Here is a 15,251-nt window from a genome sequence, read left to right as displayed (position 1 = left end):
CTTATGCGAATCAACCTGCTTGCGGCCAGATTTTGCATATCACTAACCAGCAGCTTTCGACCCAAAGCAGACCGTCATGCAGGGTGCGGCATATGTCGGATCATCGACGTGGAGGGCGGATAGCTGTCGTTCGCTGCAGGTGAAAAGTCGCAACAGCCTGTGTGAAAATTACTTGCCCTTGTTGAGAGGCAGTAGTTTCCAACGACTGGTCTGCGCGGTATGGTTGTGCAAAGAATGCATTGGTGAACGAGGTCGGCAGCGTGACAGAAAAAAGTGATTTAGCTCAGCTGATTATCGAGGGCGATGCCGCCGGACGCCTTATCCCAACCATTCTCGACTTTGAATACAAAGACAGAAAACGGGAACTTGGCGGTTTATTGGCTGATTTGAACAACTCGGGTGAGATCGCTCTGCTCTCGAACGCCAACCGTGCGGCCATACGACAGCTGGAACACAACGACTTTTGGATGGTGTTCGGCGCGTTGTCTGACGCAATTGAGCACGTGGTGGATGATTACCCTGCTGTACAGCAGTTTGCTGAGTGTCTGGTTGAGAGAGCAGGTAACGATGGGGCTTCTAACACTCCGTTTGTGTCATTCGTTCGTTGGTGCGAAAAACATCCCTCTCAAGTCAAAAAAATAATTACAGGCGCAAAAGACGGCCAAGAGGATTGCCAACGTTCCTGTGTGTTTGCCTTACAAGGTCTCAATAACTTTGGATACTTGGTAGATTTCTTAGAGGACAGTAGAGCGGAACTCCGATCTATAGGATTTCGCGCCTTAGGAAGGCTCAAGAACATGACATCACAGGACGACCAAACTGGTATAGATGCTTGCCTTTCGGAAATTCAAAGTCCGTCTTCTGATGATGCGCGAAATGCTGCTATTGAGGCCGTTTTTCGCATTTGGGACAATGATGCGACCAAGGAAAAATATCGGCAAGACGAAGCGATAAAGTCCCTTCTCGCCCAGCCGACAGATGACGACTTGGTGCGCCTGTGCGCGATGCTTTTCTATCACAAGAATGCATCCACAGAGCAAACTATCAGTGCAGTATTGAGTAGATCACAAAGCATATCCTCTAGCTTCGAGACAGCAAGCCACTGGATAGATAAAGCACTAACTTGGAAAGATGAACGCTGGTCATTTAAGGAGGTGATCGCGTTCATAGAGGCCATGATTCCGCACTTCGAGCAGCCAGCAAAGAGCAAGCAGTTTCATAGCTTTTGCGAATGGGTTTGGGAAGAAACAGCAAACACTTCATATCTTTTCGCGCGCTGGCTTAATTCTGGCAACTTCTCCCTGTGCAGCTTTTTGGCCGAAATGGTCAGCGGCGGAGATAAGGGGACAGCACTATCTCTCCTGCCGCAAGACTTACCTCCAGAAGCAGTAGATCAAGTTTTTCTAGCCCGAAAATGTATCGGCTTTCTTTGGCTGCATGAGATCACGGCAGCGTCAATTCTGCTTAGTCTAGTCGAATATGGTCATCCAGATGCTGTCCCTGAGATTGAAGATCTCCTTTGGGAACCGCTGCTCCTTAGCTACTCTAATGAGCTTAAGCCGTATCTTGAGCAACAAGCGTCTAGTGCTTCCCCAACTGTGGCTAAGGCGGCTCAAGAGCTGATAGCGCACCACGCAGCATATATTGACAGGCTGGAAAAGGCGCAGGACATTAGCGAACTTGAACCCTCAAATGAAGCGAGACGAGCGGCGGCGATCAAAGATCACCAGAGGAATACGGATATTCAAAAGCAAGCGCGCAAAATGTCTATCTTTGGCGATATGTTTCATACTGCGACGATGCTTTACGGTCGCAAGAGCTTCAGTATGATCACGGGTGCTGATGGCGAAAAGTTTCCAAGTATCACCCCCCTGAGCGAACACTCCTATAGCGTTGAACTTCCTCGTTTGTCCGTAATTGACCCGGTTGGTTTTAATCGTTTGCTCTTGCTGTGCAGGGTCGAGCAGAGAAAATAAAAATGAAACTGATACTCAAAGAATATCTGGCGTCCCTCAAGGAACGAGGTGACCTCGATAAAGTGTTGTTGCCCAACCTGCTTTCCGCGATGGGATTGCAGGTTCTGAAAACCCCAATGATCGGAACCCGCCAAGATGGAGTTGATATATCTGCTGTCGGTCAGTTGCCAGACGATGAGCAGAAATACCTCTATTTGCTCTGTGTTAAGGCAGGAGATGTTGGGCGCAATGACTGGGATGCCGGGCCACAATCAGTAGGCCCTGAACTTCGAGAAATTCTAGAGGTGTACATTCGCTCAAAGATTGCCAAAGAGCATCAAGATTTGCCGATCAAAATTTGCCTGTGCATGGGGGGGGAATTAAAGGAAACGGTTGAAGGAAACTGGGCCGGCTTCACAGCGACTTATGCAAGCGAGAAAATTGGTTTTGAGTTGTGGAATGGAGACCGGTTAGCTGGATTTATGGAAAAATCTTTATTGGCTCGGGAGTTGCTGGACGAAGCGGCGCGCAGGCATTTTCAGAAAGCCCTTGCAATGGTGAATGAGCCAGAGGCCTGTTATGAATATACCAGAAGTTTTGTTGCCATCGCTCTCCCAAAAGAGGATATGAAAGACAAAGAGCGCCTATTGAGGCTAAGACAGGCGTATATTTGCCTCCACGCCATTTGCGCCTGGGCGGTTGAAGCAAAGAGTCTCGATGTCGTTTATCGGATATCTGAATTGGGCTTGCTGTTCTGCTGGGATGCAATGCGCGAAGAACCCGTCAAGTCTAAGCCTACCAAACATCAAATTGCTCTGACGGAAATTTTGGACCAGTACGTCCGGCTCTATTTGATGATGTCCGAGGTTTATTTTGAGAAGGTTCTGTATCCTCATGCTGAGACGCTCCATTCGCTAACGGTTTCGGTGAAGTCGCGAGAAGCGGTCGATGCCAATCTTGCGATGTTCGACTTGCTTGGCCGTGCGGCCACTCGTGCAATCTGGACTGACTTGTTCGGGAAAGCTCTCTCGGAGACGAACCCCGAGTTCGCTCACAGTCTGAACGAGCAGACAAAGAAGATGCTCGATATGTTGGTGGCCCTGATCAACAACAACCCGACTTTGGGGTCTCCGTTCAAGGACGACCACATGATCGAGGCAGCCTTGGTCATGTATCTTGCTCAACAAACATCGTCAGGCAGGCGATTTATGCCATGGTTCCATGCCATGGCTGAGAACACATCGTTCGCACTTCTAACCAATACTAGTTACCCAACGTGTTTTCGCGACTACAACGATCTGCTTGCTCATCCTGCGAGTAATGAACAGGAGTACCGTGATGAGGCTTGTGTTGGCAGTGTCCTGTATCCCTACCTATTCATTTGGCTTCAGTATTGCCCTGAACAATTTTTCATTGAAGAATTCTCCAGACGACTTTCCCAAAAAATACCCGCCTGCACGCATCAGGCGTGGTTCCCCGATGAGGAGACAGACCAAAAAATCTGGCGTGGGGATACCTACCATGGGATTTGCGTGACTGACCTGTCGCCAGCACGTGGAAATGCGGAGATAGCAGAAGCCTTGAACCTGGCAATCAAGGAGTGTGGGGCAATTTTTGAAATGACAGCGATGAAGCGAGGACTGGTTCCACTTTTCTTGACGGCCTGTAGGCACTACCGCTTGCCTATCCCGCCAACACTTTGGATGCCGCCGCAAAGCAGTTCAGATGAGGCTCTGGTAGAGCCTCATTCATAGTAAAGCAAGAAGCCTTTTTGCCCTTTAGTGAAAGCTGCGCTGCAGCACCGTCGGGGGCCGTCAATGTCCGCATTTGGCCGTAAGCAGTCCATCTGTGCCGCAAACTGAATCGGCATTGATATTATCCTACGATAATCCGTCAACGGATTGCAGATGAAGGGGAATGATATACAGACTGGTATATTCATTTTTTAATATTTACTTAAAACAATTATTTTTCAGTAGCTTAATTTTTATTATATACTCCTGTCAGGAAATCAAAGCGAGCTTTTAACAAAGCCCTGCATCTTCAACAATACTCAAATACTCACCCTCCATAAAATCCCCATCCAACTCTCAAACATCAGTTAACCTTCACACCTTAACTTAACCGGCCCCTATAGAGCCTCAATGAACAAAAACCGTTTACCCATAATAGCCACAGCATTATTTTTTATACCGTTACCTTTCAAGGCCCAAGCTAACGACGAAAATCCCTACACCAACCAATACAGCACCTGCATGGAAGCCTCCGGCGGCGTTACGCAATCCATGGTCGAGTGCATGAGCGACGAACTCGAGATTCAAGACCAAAGGTTAAACGATGCCTACCGGGCTATTCGTAGCGAGTTACCCGAGAAGCGGCAAATAGCCCTGCGGGATGCCCAGCGGCTTTGGATCTCGTACCGGGATGCTAACTGCTACTTCTACGCGACCGGAGAAGGCACGATGGCCCGTTTGATCAGCAACGACTGCTTTTTAAGCGCCACCGCCGAGCGGGCCACGGAGCTTGAGTACATGCAGCAGCCCTGAGCCAGGTATTTCGCCACCGGGGCGGGGAGTGGCTATAGTGAGTCCACGGGTTTTATAAAAGGAGACCAATATGATTCGTTATAGCGTAGGCGCGGTGTTGCTTGTGGCCTTGGCAGGGTGCGCGGCACCAGGCTCCAACGGGGCAGAACAGGCGCAAGAACTGGCCGTGAATTACTGCGAGCGGGAAGGGGGCGAGGTGAGAACCCGCGACGGCAGCGATGATGGCCGCCAGTACTGTCATTTGATGGAGGGCCGCGTCATCGAAGTGAACCAGCTGTACCGTTCGGAAGGGTTGCGCTTACACGAGTGAAGCTGAACCACAGCGCCGGACAAGCCGGCGCCGTGGGGGGAGATAGGCGTTAGACGATCAGTGGCCGAACTTCTCGTTCTCGCCCATATCCGGGGTGTCGTCTTTTTTGATGTTGGCCTTGGCGATTTCGTAGAGCTGGTAGACTTTGCTCTCGTTGGCTTTCCAGTGCTCACCCATCTCGACCTTGATTTCGAGCAGGGCGATGTCCGGGTCGTCCTTGCCTTCCGGGAACCAGGCGGCAATGAAGGGGTTCCAGTACTTGTGGATCAGGTCGCGGTTGTCGGTCAGGTTGGCCTTGCCGGACATGGAGACGTAGATACCGTGCTCCTGATCCGAGAAGCTCAGGCAAACGTCGTGATCTTTTTCCGCCTCGAACACTTTTTCAGCGCTGCGGCGGGTGTAGAACCAAAGCGTGCCGTCGTACTCTTCCTGCACCAGGTGCATGGGGCGGGCGCGGGGCATGTCGTGGTCATTGGTGACCAACATGCCTACTTTGATATCCTTGATCATCGACCAGATTTTTTGCTTATGCTCGGGGCTCGACATCGTTCACTCTCCTTATGAATCGGCTTTCTATACTAACGCGCACAGCGGCCTGTGCTTCGTTATGCGTTTCAGTGTAGAAGAGAGCGCGCCGGCTTGCTTTAAATTAGCCGGCGCGTGGGTTCGTTTTTAAAACACTCTATCCATCGGGAGCGACATTGCGCCTGCACTATGTTGGGCCGTTACCAGAGCGTATCGGGTTTCTCCTCCTGCCGCGTTTTTCGATGATGGCGTTTTTCTCCGCCGTGGAGCCGCTGCGTATCGCCAACCGCATCAGCGGCAAGGCGCTTTTCGAGTGGGTGTTGTTGAGCGAAAACGGCGAGCCGGTCACCGCCAGCAACCAGATGACGCTGATGGTGGACCAGCCCATCGGCACCCTCGATATATCGTCGTTGGCGCTTTGTAGCGGCTTCGAGCCCGAGGCCCATTTGAACCGGGCGCTCACGGGGTGGCTGCACCGGCTGGACCAGGCCGGATGCGCGCTCGGCGGGCTGGATACCGGCGGGTTCCTGCTGGCAAAAGCCGAGCTTTTGAAGGGCGAGCGGGTCACGCTTCACTGGGAGAGCCTGCCGGTGTTTCGCGAGCGCTTTCCGGGGATCGAAACCTCGGATGAGCTGTTCGAGCTTGGCGAGCGGCGTTTTTCTTGCGCCGGCGGGGCGGCGGCGATGGACATGGCGCTGGAGGTCATTGCCCGGCGCCACGGGGCGGGGCTAGCAGTGGCGGTCTCGGAGCAGTTGATTCACGAGCGCCTGCGCAGCCACCACGACCAGCAGCGCATGTCCCTGGCGCGCCGCCTGGGCAGCCACAACCGCCGCCTGGTCGAGGCGGTCGCGCTGATGGAGCGCCACTTGGAAGAGCCGCTCACACTTGGCGAGATCGCTCGGCAAAGCGGCGTATCGGCGCGCCAATTACAGCGTCTGTTCGAGGACCAGCTAGGGGCCTCGCCGCGCCAGTGGTACCAGAACCTGCGCCTGGCGCGCGCCGAACGGCTCTTGATCGAAACCGATATGGGCGTGCTTGCCATCGCCGTTGCTTGCGGGTTTGGCTCTAGTTCCAGCTTCGCCCGGGCGTTTCGTGCCCGGTTCGGGCATTCGCCCATTCAGGCGCGCCGCCACGCCCGGTTGTAAGGCGCTATGTCGTAAAGTGTGGCTTTAGAGTCGCCTGGTGTCGTTTGCGTTGGGGTGGGGCGGTCAAACTGGTGGTCTACCGTCAACAGAGGAGACGCGAATGAGCATGGCCCTGAAAACACTGCCCGCAAGCGTTCTGCACAATACCCGTTCAAACAATATTCGCTCAAACCAGGCCCGTTCAACCAGCGCTCGCCTGCCCAGGGCGTTGATGATCGGCGCGTTGAGCCTAAGCGGACTGGCCTGCGCCACCGCCGCCCAGGCCGCGCTCGATGAAGTGCGTTTTGGCGTGCCGCCTTGGCCGGGGGTGACGGTGAAGTCCGAAGTGGCCGCGCAGTTGATGGAAGCCATGGGTTACGAGACCCGCCAGCGCGACCTGGCGGTGAGCGTGATTCTGGAAGGCCTGACTCGCGGCGATATCGACGTTTACCTGGGCGGCTGGTATCCGGTGCAAACGGATATGGTCGAGCCCCTGGTGGATAACGGCCAGGTCGAGAAGCTCGTCTCCAACATCGAAGGGGCGAACTCGGGGCTGGTGGTGCCGCGCTACGTGTATGACGCGGGGGTGACCACGGTGGCCGACCTGAACGAGCACCGTGAGCGTTTCGAGGGCGAGATTCAGGGCATCGAGGCGGGCACCGGCATCAATACCGCCGTGCTGAACGCCATCGACAACGACCTGGCCGGTTTGGGCGGTTGGCGCCTGCGGGAAAGCTCCACCTCGGCCATGTTGGCCCAGGCCGAGCAGCGCATGCGCGACGAAGAGTGGGTAACCTTCGTGGGCTGGGAACCCCACTGGATGAACGTAAGCTTCGACCTGGCGTATCTAAAAGACTCGGACGACGCGGGCGTGGCCGAGATCGAAAGCACCGTGTGGACCGTGGTACCGGCGAGCCTGGCCGAGGACGACCCGGCGCTGCACCGCTTTCTTTCCCAGTTCGTGGTGGATATCGAAGATCAAAACGAATGGGTCCACGGCTATAGCTTCGACGACCGCCCGGCGGATGAAGTCGCCTCCGAGTGGATCGCCGCCAACCTGGAGACCGTCGAGGCCTGGCTGGACGGCGTCGACGATAAGGACGGCGAACCCGCCATCGAAGCGGTAAGAGCCGCCTACGAATAACCCTTGGCCTTGCTTCTTTTTTAACTGAGCTACGTTGCTAAGCGGTCTTCGCTGCTACCCGGCCTTTGAGGCTAAACGACGTTCGAGCGCCTGGCAGAAATCCTGCCAGGCGTTTTGCATGTCTGGAAGGTGTGCCTGGGCGTGAAGGGCGCCGTGCACCATGTTGGGCGCGCACCGGTAGCCTACCTCTGCGCCTTGATGACGCCACTGCTCGACCACCCGCTCAAGCGGTGCGGTCAGCGGGTCGTGCTCCACCGCGAGAACTTCGACGACGCCCTTGGGAAGCGGCGTCGGCGCGCTCGAAGCAAGCGCCGGGCACAGCGGCGAGATGAACAGCACGTCCTGGCGGCTCAATAGCGGGGCGTCCGGCCCCAGCGTTTCATGGCGCAAACCGTTCACAGGTGGGTAGATAAGCCCCAGTACCGCTTTTGAATTAAGCCTTATCGAGGCGTCCATCGCCAGCCTCGCGCCGGCGCTGTCACCCACCATGCAAGCAGGCTTAGCGGCGTCGATCACCTCGCAACAGCGTTTGAGCATGCTGGAGTAATTCGCTTCATAAGCGAGGGGGTAGTCGACGCTGATCACCTCACGCTTGAGCTGCTCGGCCAGGCTTGCCGCGACGCCGTGATGACTCACCACCGACCCGATGGTGAAACCGCCGCCGTGTAGAAAGATCACCGCCCCGGGGCCAGCGTGGGCGGGCTTGAAGCGCCGTATGGGTACGTGGGCCAGTACGTCATCGGCTACCTGCATGCCCGCCGGGTCCGAAGGCGTGAACGACTGGCACAGCGCATCGTAGTGCTTTCGCGCCTGGGGCAGCGGCAGTGATTCAAGCGTGGCCTGGCCTTTTTCAAAGCGGCGAATGAAGGTTGTGATATCCATGTCAGGGAATTCCGATGGTACGCCCGGCAAGCGCGGGCCAAGTGTGTTCGTCGCAGACGGGGAGCGAGGCGATGGCCTCGTTCACCGGCGCGGGAAAGGGCGCCGGGCGCCCGCTTTGCACGTCGATGCCCATTAGCATCTGCTCGCTGGTAGCAAGCAGCGCCCCCTCGCTATCCTGCATCTCGAAAAACATGTGCAGGCGCTTGGCGTCCTGGTTCAATACCCGCGTGGTAACAACCAGGGCCTGGCCCTCATGGGCTTCTTGTCGGTAGCAAAGGTGCGTTTCCAGGGTGTAGAGCGTGTAGCGATGCTGGGCGCGGCCCTCGCTGCCCAGGCCGATGTGGTCCATCAGCGCATCGACGGCCAGCGAGAAGACCCGGGCGTACTCGGCGTCGTTCATGTGGCCGTTGTAGTCGACCCACTCGCTTGCCACTTCCGTGGTGAGTATCTGCATTAGAGCCGTCCTTTCAAGCCTTCGGCCTCGGGCCAGTATTTTTGCACCAGGCCGAGCAGTTCGACCAGGAAGTCGTCGCGGCGGCGGTCGAGCTCGGCCACGCTGCGCCCGGCGGCCTGGTGCTCGCAGCCTTCGACCACGCGGTCGATCAGCTCGTCGGTGAGCTCCGGGGCTTCGAGTTTGGTCCAGGGCTGTTTCAAGGCCGGTCCGAACTGCTCGAGCATATGGCGCATGCCCTGGTCGCCACCGGCCAGGTGGAAGGTCAGGAAGGTGCCCATCAACGACCAGCGCAGCCCGCAGCCGTAGACCACCGCGGCGTCCACTTCTTCGGTGGTGGCCACGCCGTCGTTGACCAGGTGCAGCGCCTCGCGCCAGAGCGCCTCCATCAGGCGGTCGGCCAAGTGGCCCTCGATCTCCTTACGCACCACCAGCGGGCGCATGGCCAGGTCTTCATAAAGGCGCTGCGCGCGTTCGATGTGCGCCGGCGTAGTAGCCTCGCCCCCCACCAGCTCGACCAGCGGCAGCAAGTACACCGGGTTGAACGGATGGGCGACGATCACCCGCCCCGGCGCTTTGAAGCAGCCAGCCTGAAGCTCAGAAGGCTTGTAGCCCGAGGTCGAGGAGCCGATCAGCACGGTTTCATCGGCGGCCTGGTCGATTCTGGCCAGCACGTCGCGCTTGAGTTCCAGGCGCTCGGGCACGTTCTCCTGAATGAGGTCCGCGCCTTCGACCGCCGCGTCGATGGTGTCGGCAAAACGCAGCCGCTCCTTGCTGGCCCCCGGCGCCAGGCCCAGGCCTTCAAGCGAAGCCCAGGCGTTGTCGATGAACGCGCGGGTACGCTCGGCAGCGGCCGGGTCCGGGTCGAACGCGACTACGTCGAAGCCCTGGGCCAGCGCCCGGGCGATCCAGCCGTTGCCGATCACGCCGGTGCCGATGACGGATAGCTTTTGGGATCGTTGCTGAGACGGTTGTTGAGATCGTTGTTGGGACGGCTGCTGGCTCATGCGTTGGCTCCTTTATTCAAGGCTTTAGCGCCGTTGAGCGAGAGATGCGTGCGGGTCTCGGCCGGGGTCATCACCTGGCCGCCCAGGTTCTCGAGCAGGGTGGCGGCTTTTTCGACCAGCTGGGCGTTGGTCGCCATCACCCCCTTTTTCAAGTAGAGGTTGTCCTCCAAACCCACCCGGGCGTGGCCGCCGAGAAGCGCGGACTGCGCGACCATCGGCATCTGCGCGCGGCCGATGCCGAAGGCCGCCCACTGGGCGTGGGCGGGCAATTTGTTGCGCATGGCCACCATGGTTTCGGTGTCGGCTTCGGCGCCCCAGGGAATACCCAGGCAGAGCTGGTAGAGCGGGTCGCCGTCGATCAAGCCTTCTTGTTGAAGCTGGCGGGCGAACCAGACGTGGCCCAGGTCGAAACACTCCAGCTCCGGTTTGACGCCGGCGGCCTGCACCAGGCGGGCGTGCTCGCGCAGCCAGTCCGCCGGGTTGACGTAGACCATGTCGCCGAAGTTGAGGCTACCGCAGTCCAGCGTGCACAGTTCGGGCAAGAGTTCCCCTACCGGGGCGTGACGCTCGGCGGGCGTTTGAATATCGGTACCTGGCCCGCCCCGGGTAGGGTCCTGGGCGTCGGGGATCCAGTCGCCGCCGCCGCCGGCGGTGATGTTCATCACGATGTCTTGGCCGGAGCCCCGCACCCGGGCCATCACTTCGCGAAAATGCGCCGGGTCGTGGCTGACGCCACCGGTGTTCGGGTCGCGTACGTGAATATGGGCCACACTGGCGCCGGCCTTGGCGGCGGCGATGCAGTCGTTGGCGATCTGTTCCGGGGTGACCGGCACGTTGGGGTTCTTACCGGTGGTGTCACCCGCGCCGGTCACGGCGCAGGTCAGGATGACATGGCGATTCATTACTCGCTCCACATTTGATGTTGATACGAATCAGTATGGCGCGATGCCAGGTCGTGAATTTGTTATAAGACGACGCTTGATATACCAGGGCGGACATTCGGCTGGGCGCTTTCGCCTAGGCGCTGACCGCTTGGCCAGGCTAAGCTTGGAGCACTGCGCGACAGGTAGTTTCCGCAGTGACCCGTGACGCTAGTAGAGATAACGAATAAAGCAAAGCATGGAGGCCCTATGGAGCTGTCTACTCCCCTACGCTATACCCCTGACGTTGAAACACCCCTGGAGGACGAGCAGGACGTCATCGATTCGCTCAACGACACCTTCGATACCATTTTAGAGCACACTTCTGAGGATTACGGCCACGCCGTGCGCGCAGTGCATGCCAAGGCCCACGGTATTTTGAGCGGTACGTTGAGCGTCGAGCAGGGGTTGTCCGATGAGCTGGCTCAGGGGCTTTTTGCCAAGCCCGGCGAGTTCGATGTGTTCTTGCGCCTTTCGACCAACGCCGGCGACATTCTTCCCGACGCCGTTTCGCTGCCCCGGGGGCTTGCGCTAAAAGTAGTGGATGTCGAAGGCGAGCGGCTGCCTGACTCGGAAGGGCATAATCAGGATTTCATCTTGCTCAATGCGCCGGTCTTTCAAGCGCCCACGGCGAGCAAGTTTCTGACCAATCTCAAGATGCTGGCCAGTACCACGGACCGTTTGGAGGGCACCAAGGTGGTCGCCTCCAAAACCCTGCAGGGCGTGAACAAGGCGCTCGAGGCCGTGAGCAGTAGTAGCACCACGCTGAACGCGTTGGGCGGGGCGCCCAATATCGACCCGCTGGGGGAAACCTATTACAGCGCGACGGCTTTCCGCTACGGCGATTACATGGCCAAGTTCATGCTCAGACCGGTCAGCGACTCGCTCAAGGCGCTTACCGGGCGCACGGTCGATATCGACGGGCGCCAGGATGCGATCCGTGAAGATGTACGCGGTGAGATGCACCACCGCGCGGGCGAGTGGGAGTTTTGCGTTCAGCTTTGCCGCGATCTCGAAAAGCAGCCGATCGAAGATGCAACGGTCGAGTGGGAAGAGACGCGCACGCCATTTCAGCGCGTGGCCACGCTGCGTGTTCCCGCCCAGGATAGCTGGCAAGAAGAGAAGGTCAAGCGGGTCGAGGATGAAATGCGCTTTAGCGTCTGGACCGGTATTATCGACCACCAGCCGCTGGGTAATATCAACCGCGTGCGCAAGGAGACCTACCGCCACTCCGCGGATTTCCGTGCACGCTTCAACGGCTGCCCGTACCATGAACCGTCAGCCGGCTCTCATTGAGTTGAAGCGGTATCGATTTCTCTCCCCCGTTCAGGACCTCACACTGATGGCCAAGCCCTTGTTTCGTTTGAATCGCGCCGTGGTTGGATCACTGGCCGTGGCGGCGGCCCTGTTGCCGGCCGCGCTGCTGGCCCAGGACGCTCATATCGGCAGCGTACGCACCGAGTTCAGAATGCTCGGGCCGAACAACACCATCGAGGTGGAGCGCTTCGACGACCCGAAGGTGCAGGGCATTTCGTGCTATATCTCCTACTCTCAGATTGGCGGTATTTCCGGCGCGATAGGCCTGGCCGAGGAGGCGAGCGAAGCGAGCGTGGCGTGTCGCCAAACCGGGCCGATCATCTTTGACCCGGATGAGGTCACCGAGCAGGAGGTCATTTTCACCCAGCGCCGCTCGGTGCTATTCAAAAACATGCGCGTCGTACGCATGCACGACGCCGAAACCCAAACCTTCGTCTACCTGACCTACAGCACCAAGCTGGTCGATGGCTCGCCGAAAAATGCGATTACCGCGGTGCACTACGGTGATTTAACCCCGGCCGCCCAGTAAGGCTTTACCCGGCTCTGAGCGCCTAGCGCGGGTCGGCGAAGGTCTGCGTCCAGTAAGTCGAATAGCGGGTGTCGTCGTTGTCGGCCCTCGCCATCCCCATTTCGCTGAACTGCTCGCTCATCAGGTTGCGACAATGGCCGGGGCTTTCGATCCAGCCTTCAATCGCCGCTTCGACCGACCGGTGGCCCGCGGCGATATTTTCGCCGACCGCTCGCCAGGCGTAGTCCTGTTCATTCACCCGCTCTTCGATGCTGGAACCTTCGGAGCCGGTATGGCTAAAGAAGGCGTTCTCGGCCATGTCTTGTGAGTGCAGCCTGGCGGCGGCTTCGAGCTGGCAGCTCCAGCCAAGCGGCTCTACCGCCGGAAAAGACTCCCCACCGCACTCCCGGGCGCTGCTCCGAGCCTCGTTGACCCGCGAAAGCATTTCCTGCTGGCGCTCGGTCATCTCGCACTCGCTGGATGACGTCGTCTCCTGCGCTTTGGCGCTTAACGAGGCGGCCAGCAGGCAAGCGCCCACTACCGCTATGCCGGAAGTCCGCTTGAGTTGCTGGCGTGAAGATGGATTTTTCATGAATGTCCTGCCTAAAAGTATGCCGTGCTCGAATGCTTTACCCATCGCGCAAGCCTGGCCCGCCATCGAGAGGCAGGCAAGCCGTTACCGCTATGAGCTGTGAGCCCGCAACGTGCTTTCCAGCGCCTCGATACTGCGCTGATAGCTCGCGTGTTCCCCCGCGCTGATAAACCCTTGCTCGCGGGCGAGCGCGCTTACGCTATTTTCAAGCGCTTGAAGTTCATCGAGGTAGGCTTGGCGCTCGGCGGCGTTTAGCGTTTCGAGCGCTTCTAACCGGGCGCGCAGGGTTTGGGTGTGTCGCTTGACCCATGTTTGCCAGTGCCGGTTGACCGCCAAGCCTTCATCGGTGCGATACCCCTCCCAACCCGACCCTTTCAAAATCGCCCAAAGCGCCTCTTCCGGGCGGTAGGTGCCGCTTACGGCCGGTACCTGGGTGTCGCCCATAGCGGCGGGGCGCGTGTGTATAAAGCAGCCCGTGCGGTGGGCTAATTGCTGCAGCGCTTCGTCCATCCGCTGGGCGGGAAAATCAAAACTGACGGGGTCACGCTGGCAGGCCGCCTGGGCGGACGATGCCAGGAAAAACGAGAGCAGAAGGGCGGTACAGCAGCGGGGCATGGGCATTCTCGCAGTAGTGGGTGGCCTGGAGCACGCTCAGTATCTGACGTTGCTGGGCGTTGGGCAAACAAATACGTGGCGCCCGAAGGCGCTTGCACGATGGTTAAGCCGGGCGTCGCAGGCAGTGCGTATCCAGCTCACTTAAGCGGTTATATCCTAAAAGGCCAAGTGTCGACGCCATCTCTTTTTCGAGTAGCCCAAGCGCATGGGTGACGCCCGCTTGCCCGCCGGCCGCAAGGCCATATAGCGTGGCTCTGCCAAGCCAAACGGCGTCCGCGCCGAGGGCCAGCGCCTTGATGATATCGGTGCCGCGGCGAAAGCCGCTATCGACGAACACCTGGCAGCGCTCGCCCACCCGGGCCTTGACCTCCTCCAGGGTATCCATGGGTGAAAGCGAGTGATTGAGCTGGCGGCCCCCATGATTGGAGAGCACGACGGCGTCCACGCCCAGGTCCGCGGCGTGCTGGGCTTCCTGGGGCGCGAGTATGCCTTTCAGGATGAGTTTGCCGGGCCAGAACGCGCGCAGCCAGGCAATATCGTCCCAGTTAAGGGAAGGGTCCAGCTGTGGGCCGATGATCTGCGAGGCGCCCTGGGCGTTGCGCTTACCCGGCGGCAGCAGCTCATCCAGGTTCTTGAACGTGGGCAGCCCGTCGGGCCAAAGGACATCGCTCATCCAGCCGGGCTTGCCAAGCAGGTGAAGCAAATTGGGCAGCGAGGGCTTCATGGGCCGGCGAAAATTGCGCACATCCCACTCGCGGTTGCCGTAAATGGCACTATCGGTGGTCACCACGATGGCCTCGAACCCCGCCGCTTGGCAGCGTTTGACCATCGATTCGACGAAGTCGCGGTCGCGATAGAAGTAGATCTGCATCCAGGCGGTGAGGCCTTCGACCGCGGCGATCTCTTCCAGACGCGTGGTCGAGACGCTGCTGAGTACGAAGGGGATACCGGCATCCCGGGCGGCGTGGGCAAGTTTTAGGTCACCGTCGCGGGTGAGCATGCCGTTGAACCCGGTAGGGCCAATCGCTAGAGGCATGCGGTAAGTGCCCCCCAATAGGGTAGCGCTCAAATCCCGCGGGCCGACGTTGGTCATCGTTTTGGGCTCGAACAGGTACCGATCGAATACCGAACGGTTGCGATGCAAGGTGTGCTCGTCGTCGCTTCCGCCATAAACGTATTCGAATACGAAGTTGGGCATTCTTTTCTTCGCAATGCGCTCCAGGTCTTCGATATTCAAGGCTTTTTTGTAATCCGAGCCCTTGTAAAGCTGGCGTTTCATGATTGTTCACCTTCAACCAAAGTATAGCGTGAAAGGTCTTTTGTTTGTATCGCCATACTACCATACTAGTTCTATC

General features: G+C 58.2%; 16 protein-coding genes. 8 read left to right on the top strand and 8 right to left on the bottom strand.

The window, feature by feature from the left end:
* Positions 1 to 242: 242 nt before the first annotated feature.
* The 4 genes from ACWFVE_RS10230 to ACWFVE_RS10215 all read left to right on the top strand — a co-directional run bounded on the left by ACWFVE_RS10230 (position 243) and on the right by ACWFVE_RS10215 (position 4,811).
* Positions 243 to 1,976 (top strand): hypothetical protein, encoded by a 1,734-nt coding sequence (locus ACWFVE_RS10230; protein WP_447529168.1) that lies wholly within the window; start codon positions 243 to 245, stop codon positions 1,974 to 1,976.
* Positions 1,977 to 1,978: 2 nt separating this feature from the next.
* Complete coding sequence (locus ACWFVE_RS10225) at positions 1,979 to 3,709, top strand: hypothetical protein (RefSeq protein WP_447529167.1); 1,731 nt, start codon at positions 1,979 to 1,981, stop codon at positions 3,707 to 3,709.
* 501 nt (positions 3,710 to 4,210) lie between these two features.
* Positions 4,211 to 4,501, top strand: coding sequence for a lysozyme inhibitor LprI family protein (locus tag ACWFVE_RS10220; RefSeq protein ID WP_447529166.1), 291 nt, complete (start codon positions 4,211 to 4,213; stop codon positions 4,499 to 4,501).
* A gap of 70 nt (positions 4,502 to 4,571) precedes the next feature.
* On the top strand, positions 4,572 to 4,811 hold the full coding sequence (locus ACWFVE_RS10215) for a DUF333 domain-containing protein (protein WP_447529165.1): 240 nt from the start codon (positions 4,572 to 4,574) through the stop codon (positions 4,809 to 4,811).
* Between the two features lie 57 nt (positions 4,812 to 4,868).
* Here ACWFVE_RS10215 and ACWFVE_RS10210 read toward each other — a convergent pair whose 3' ends face one another.
* On the bottom strand, positions 4,869 to 5,357 hold the full coding sequence (locus ACWFVE_RS10210; protein WP_447529164.1) for a pyridoxamine 5'-phosphate oxidase family protein: 489 nt from the start codon (positions 5,355 to 5,357) through the stop codon (positions 4,869 to 4,871).
* Positions 5,358 to 5,512: 155 nt separating this feature from the next.
* Here ACWFVE_RS10210 and ACWFVE_RS10205 point away from each other — a divergent pair, with 155 nt between their 5' ends.
* Both ACWFVE_RS10205 and ACWFVE_RS10200 read left to right on the top strand, forming a co-directional pair.
* On the top strand, positions 5,513 to 6,481 hold the full coding sequence (locus ACWFVE_RS10205) for a GlxA family transcriptional regulator (RefSeq protein WP_447529163.1): 969 nt from the start codon (positions 5,513 to 5,515) through the stop codon (positions 6,479 to 6,481).
* A 211-nt stretch (positions 6,482 to 6,692) separates the two neighbouring features.
* Positions 6,693 to 7,604, top strand: a complete 912-nt coding sequence (locus ACWFVE_RS10200) for an ABC transporter substrate-binding protein (protein ID WP_447530524.1) — start codon at positions 6,693 to 6,695, stop codon at positions 7,602 to 7,604.
* 54 nt (positions 7,605 to 7,658) lie between these two features.
* Here the strand turns inward: ACWFVE_RS10200 and ACWFVE_RS10195 are convergent, their stop codons facing one another.
* From ACWFVE_RS10195 to ACWFVE_RS10180, 4 genes are read right to left on the bottom strand one after another with little or no spacing between them, the layout of a single operon-like run.
* A complete protein-coding gene (locus tag ACWFVE_RS10195; RefSeq protein ID WP_447529162.1) occupies positions 7,659 to 8,486 on the bottom strand; it encodes an alpha/beta hydrolase in 828 nt (275 codons plus the stop codon).
* A gap of 1 nt (position 8,487) precedes the next feature.
* Positions 8,488 to 8,940: a thioesterase family protein gene (locus tag ACWFVE_RS10190; RefSeq protein ID WP_447529161.1), complete on the bottom strand. Its 453-nt coding sequence runs from the start codon at positions 8,938 to 8,940 to the stop codon at positions 8,488 to 8,490.
* Positions 8,940 to 9,944 (bottom strand): L-carnitine dehydrogenase, encoded by a 1,005-nt coding sequence (locus tag ACWFVE_RS10185; protein WP_447529160.1) that lies wholly within the window; start codon positions 9,942 to 9,944, stop codon positions 8,940 to 8,942. Before ACWFVE_RS10185 ends, ACWFVE_RS10190 begins: the two co-directional genes overlap by 1 nt.
* Positions 9,941 to 10,846, bottom strand: a complete 906-nt coding sequence (locus ACWFVE_RS10180) for a 3-keto-5-aminohexanoate cleavage protein (RefSeq protein WP_447529159.1) — start codon at positions 10,844 to 10,846, stop codon at positions 9,941 to 9,943. The genes ACWFVE_RS10185 and ACWFVE_RS10180 overlap by 4 nt, the downstream gene beginning before the upstream one ends.
* Before the next feature lie 228 nt (positions 10,847 to 11,074).
* Between ACWFVE_RS10180 and ACWFVE_RS10175 the strand changes: the two genes are divergently transcribed.
* Together ACWFVE_RS10175 and ACWFVE_RS10170 are read left to right on the top strand one after the other, a co-directional pair.
* On the top strand, positions 11,075 to 12,160 hold the full coding sequence (locus ACWFVE_RS10175) for a catalase family protein (protein WP_447529158.1): 1,086 nt from the start codon (positions 11,075 to 11,077) through the stop codon (positions 12,158 to 12,160).
* Positions 12,161 to 12,206: 46 nt separating this feature from the next.
* Positions 12,207 to 12,710: a CreA family protein gene (locus ACWFVE_RS10170; protein ID WP_447529157.1), complete on the top strand. Its 504-nt coding sequence runs from the start codon at positions 12,207 to 12,209 to the stop codon at positions 12,708 to 12,710.
* Between the two features lie 22 nt (positions 12,711 to 12,732).
* Here the strand turns inward: ACWFVE_RS10170 and ACWFVE_RS10165 are convergent, their stop codons facing one another.
* The 3 genes from ACWFVE_RS10165 to ACWFVE_RS10155 all read right to left on the bottom strand — a co-directional run bounded on the left by ACWFVE_RS10165 (position 12,733) and on the right by ACWFVE_RS10155 (position 15,175).
* Positions 12,733 to 13,281 carry a CAP domain-containing protein gene (locus tag ACWFVE_RS10165; RefSeq protein WP_447529156.1) on the bottom strand — a complete coding sequence of 183 codons (549 nt, stop codon included), beginning with the start codon at positions 13,279 to 13,281 and terminating at the stop codon, positions 12,733 to 12,735.
* A gap of 90 nt (positions 13,282 to 13,371) precedes the next feature.
* Positions 13,372 to 13,896 (bottom strand): hypothetical protein, encoded by a 525-nt coding sequence (locus ACWFVE_RS10160; RefSeq protein WP_447529155.1) that lies wholly within the window; start codon positions 13,894 to 13,896, stop codon positions 13,372 to 13,374.
* Between the two features lie 103 nt (positions 13,897 to 13,999).
* On the bottom strand, positions 14,000 to 15,175 hold the full coding sequence (locus ACWFVE_RS10155) for an alpha-hydroxy acid oxidase (protein WP_447529154.1): 1,176 nt from the start codon (positions 15,173 to 15,175) through the stop codon (positions 14,000 to 14,002).
* Positions 15,176 to 15,251: the final 76 nt, after the last annotated feature.

Source organism: Vreelandella mediterranea (assembly GCF_970647075.1).
The sequence above is the reverse complement of the archived record's forward strand: the minus strand, read 5'-3'. Positions and strand labels throughout refer to the sequence as shown.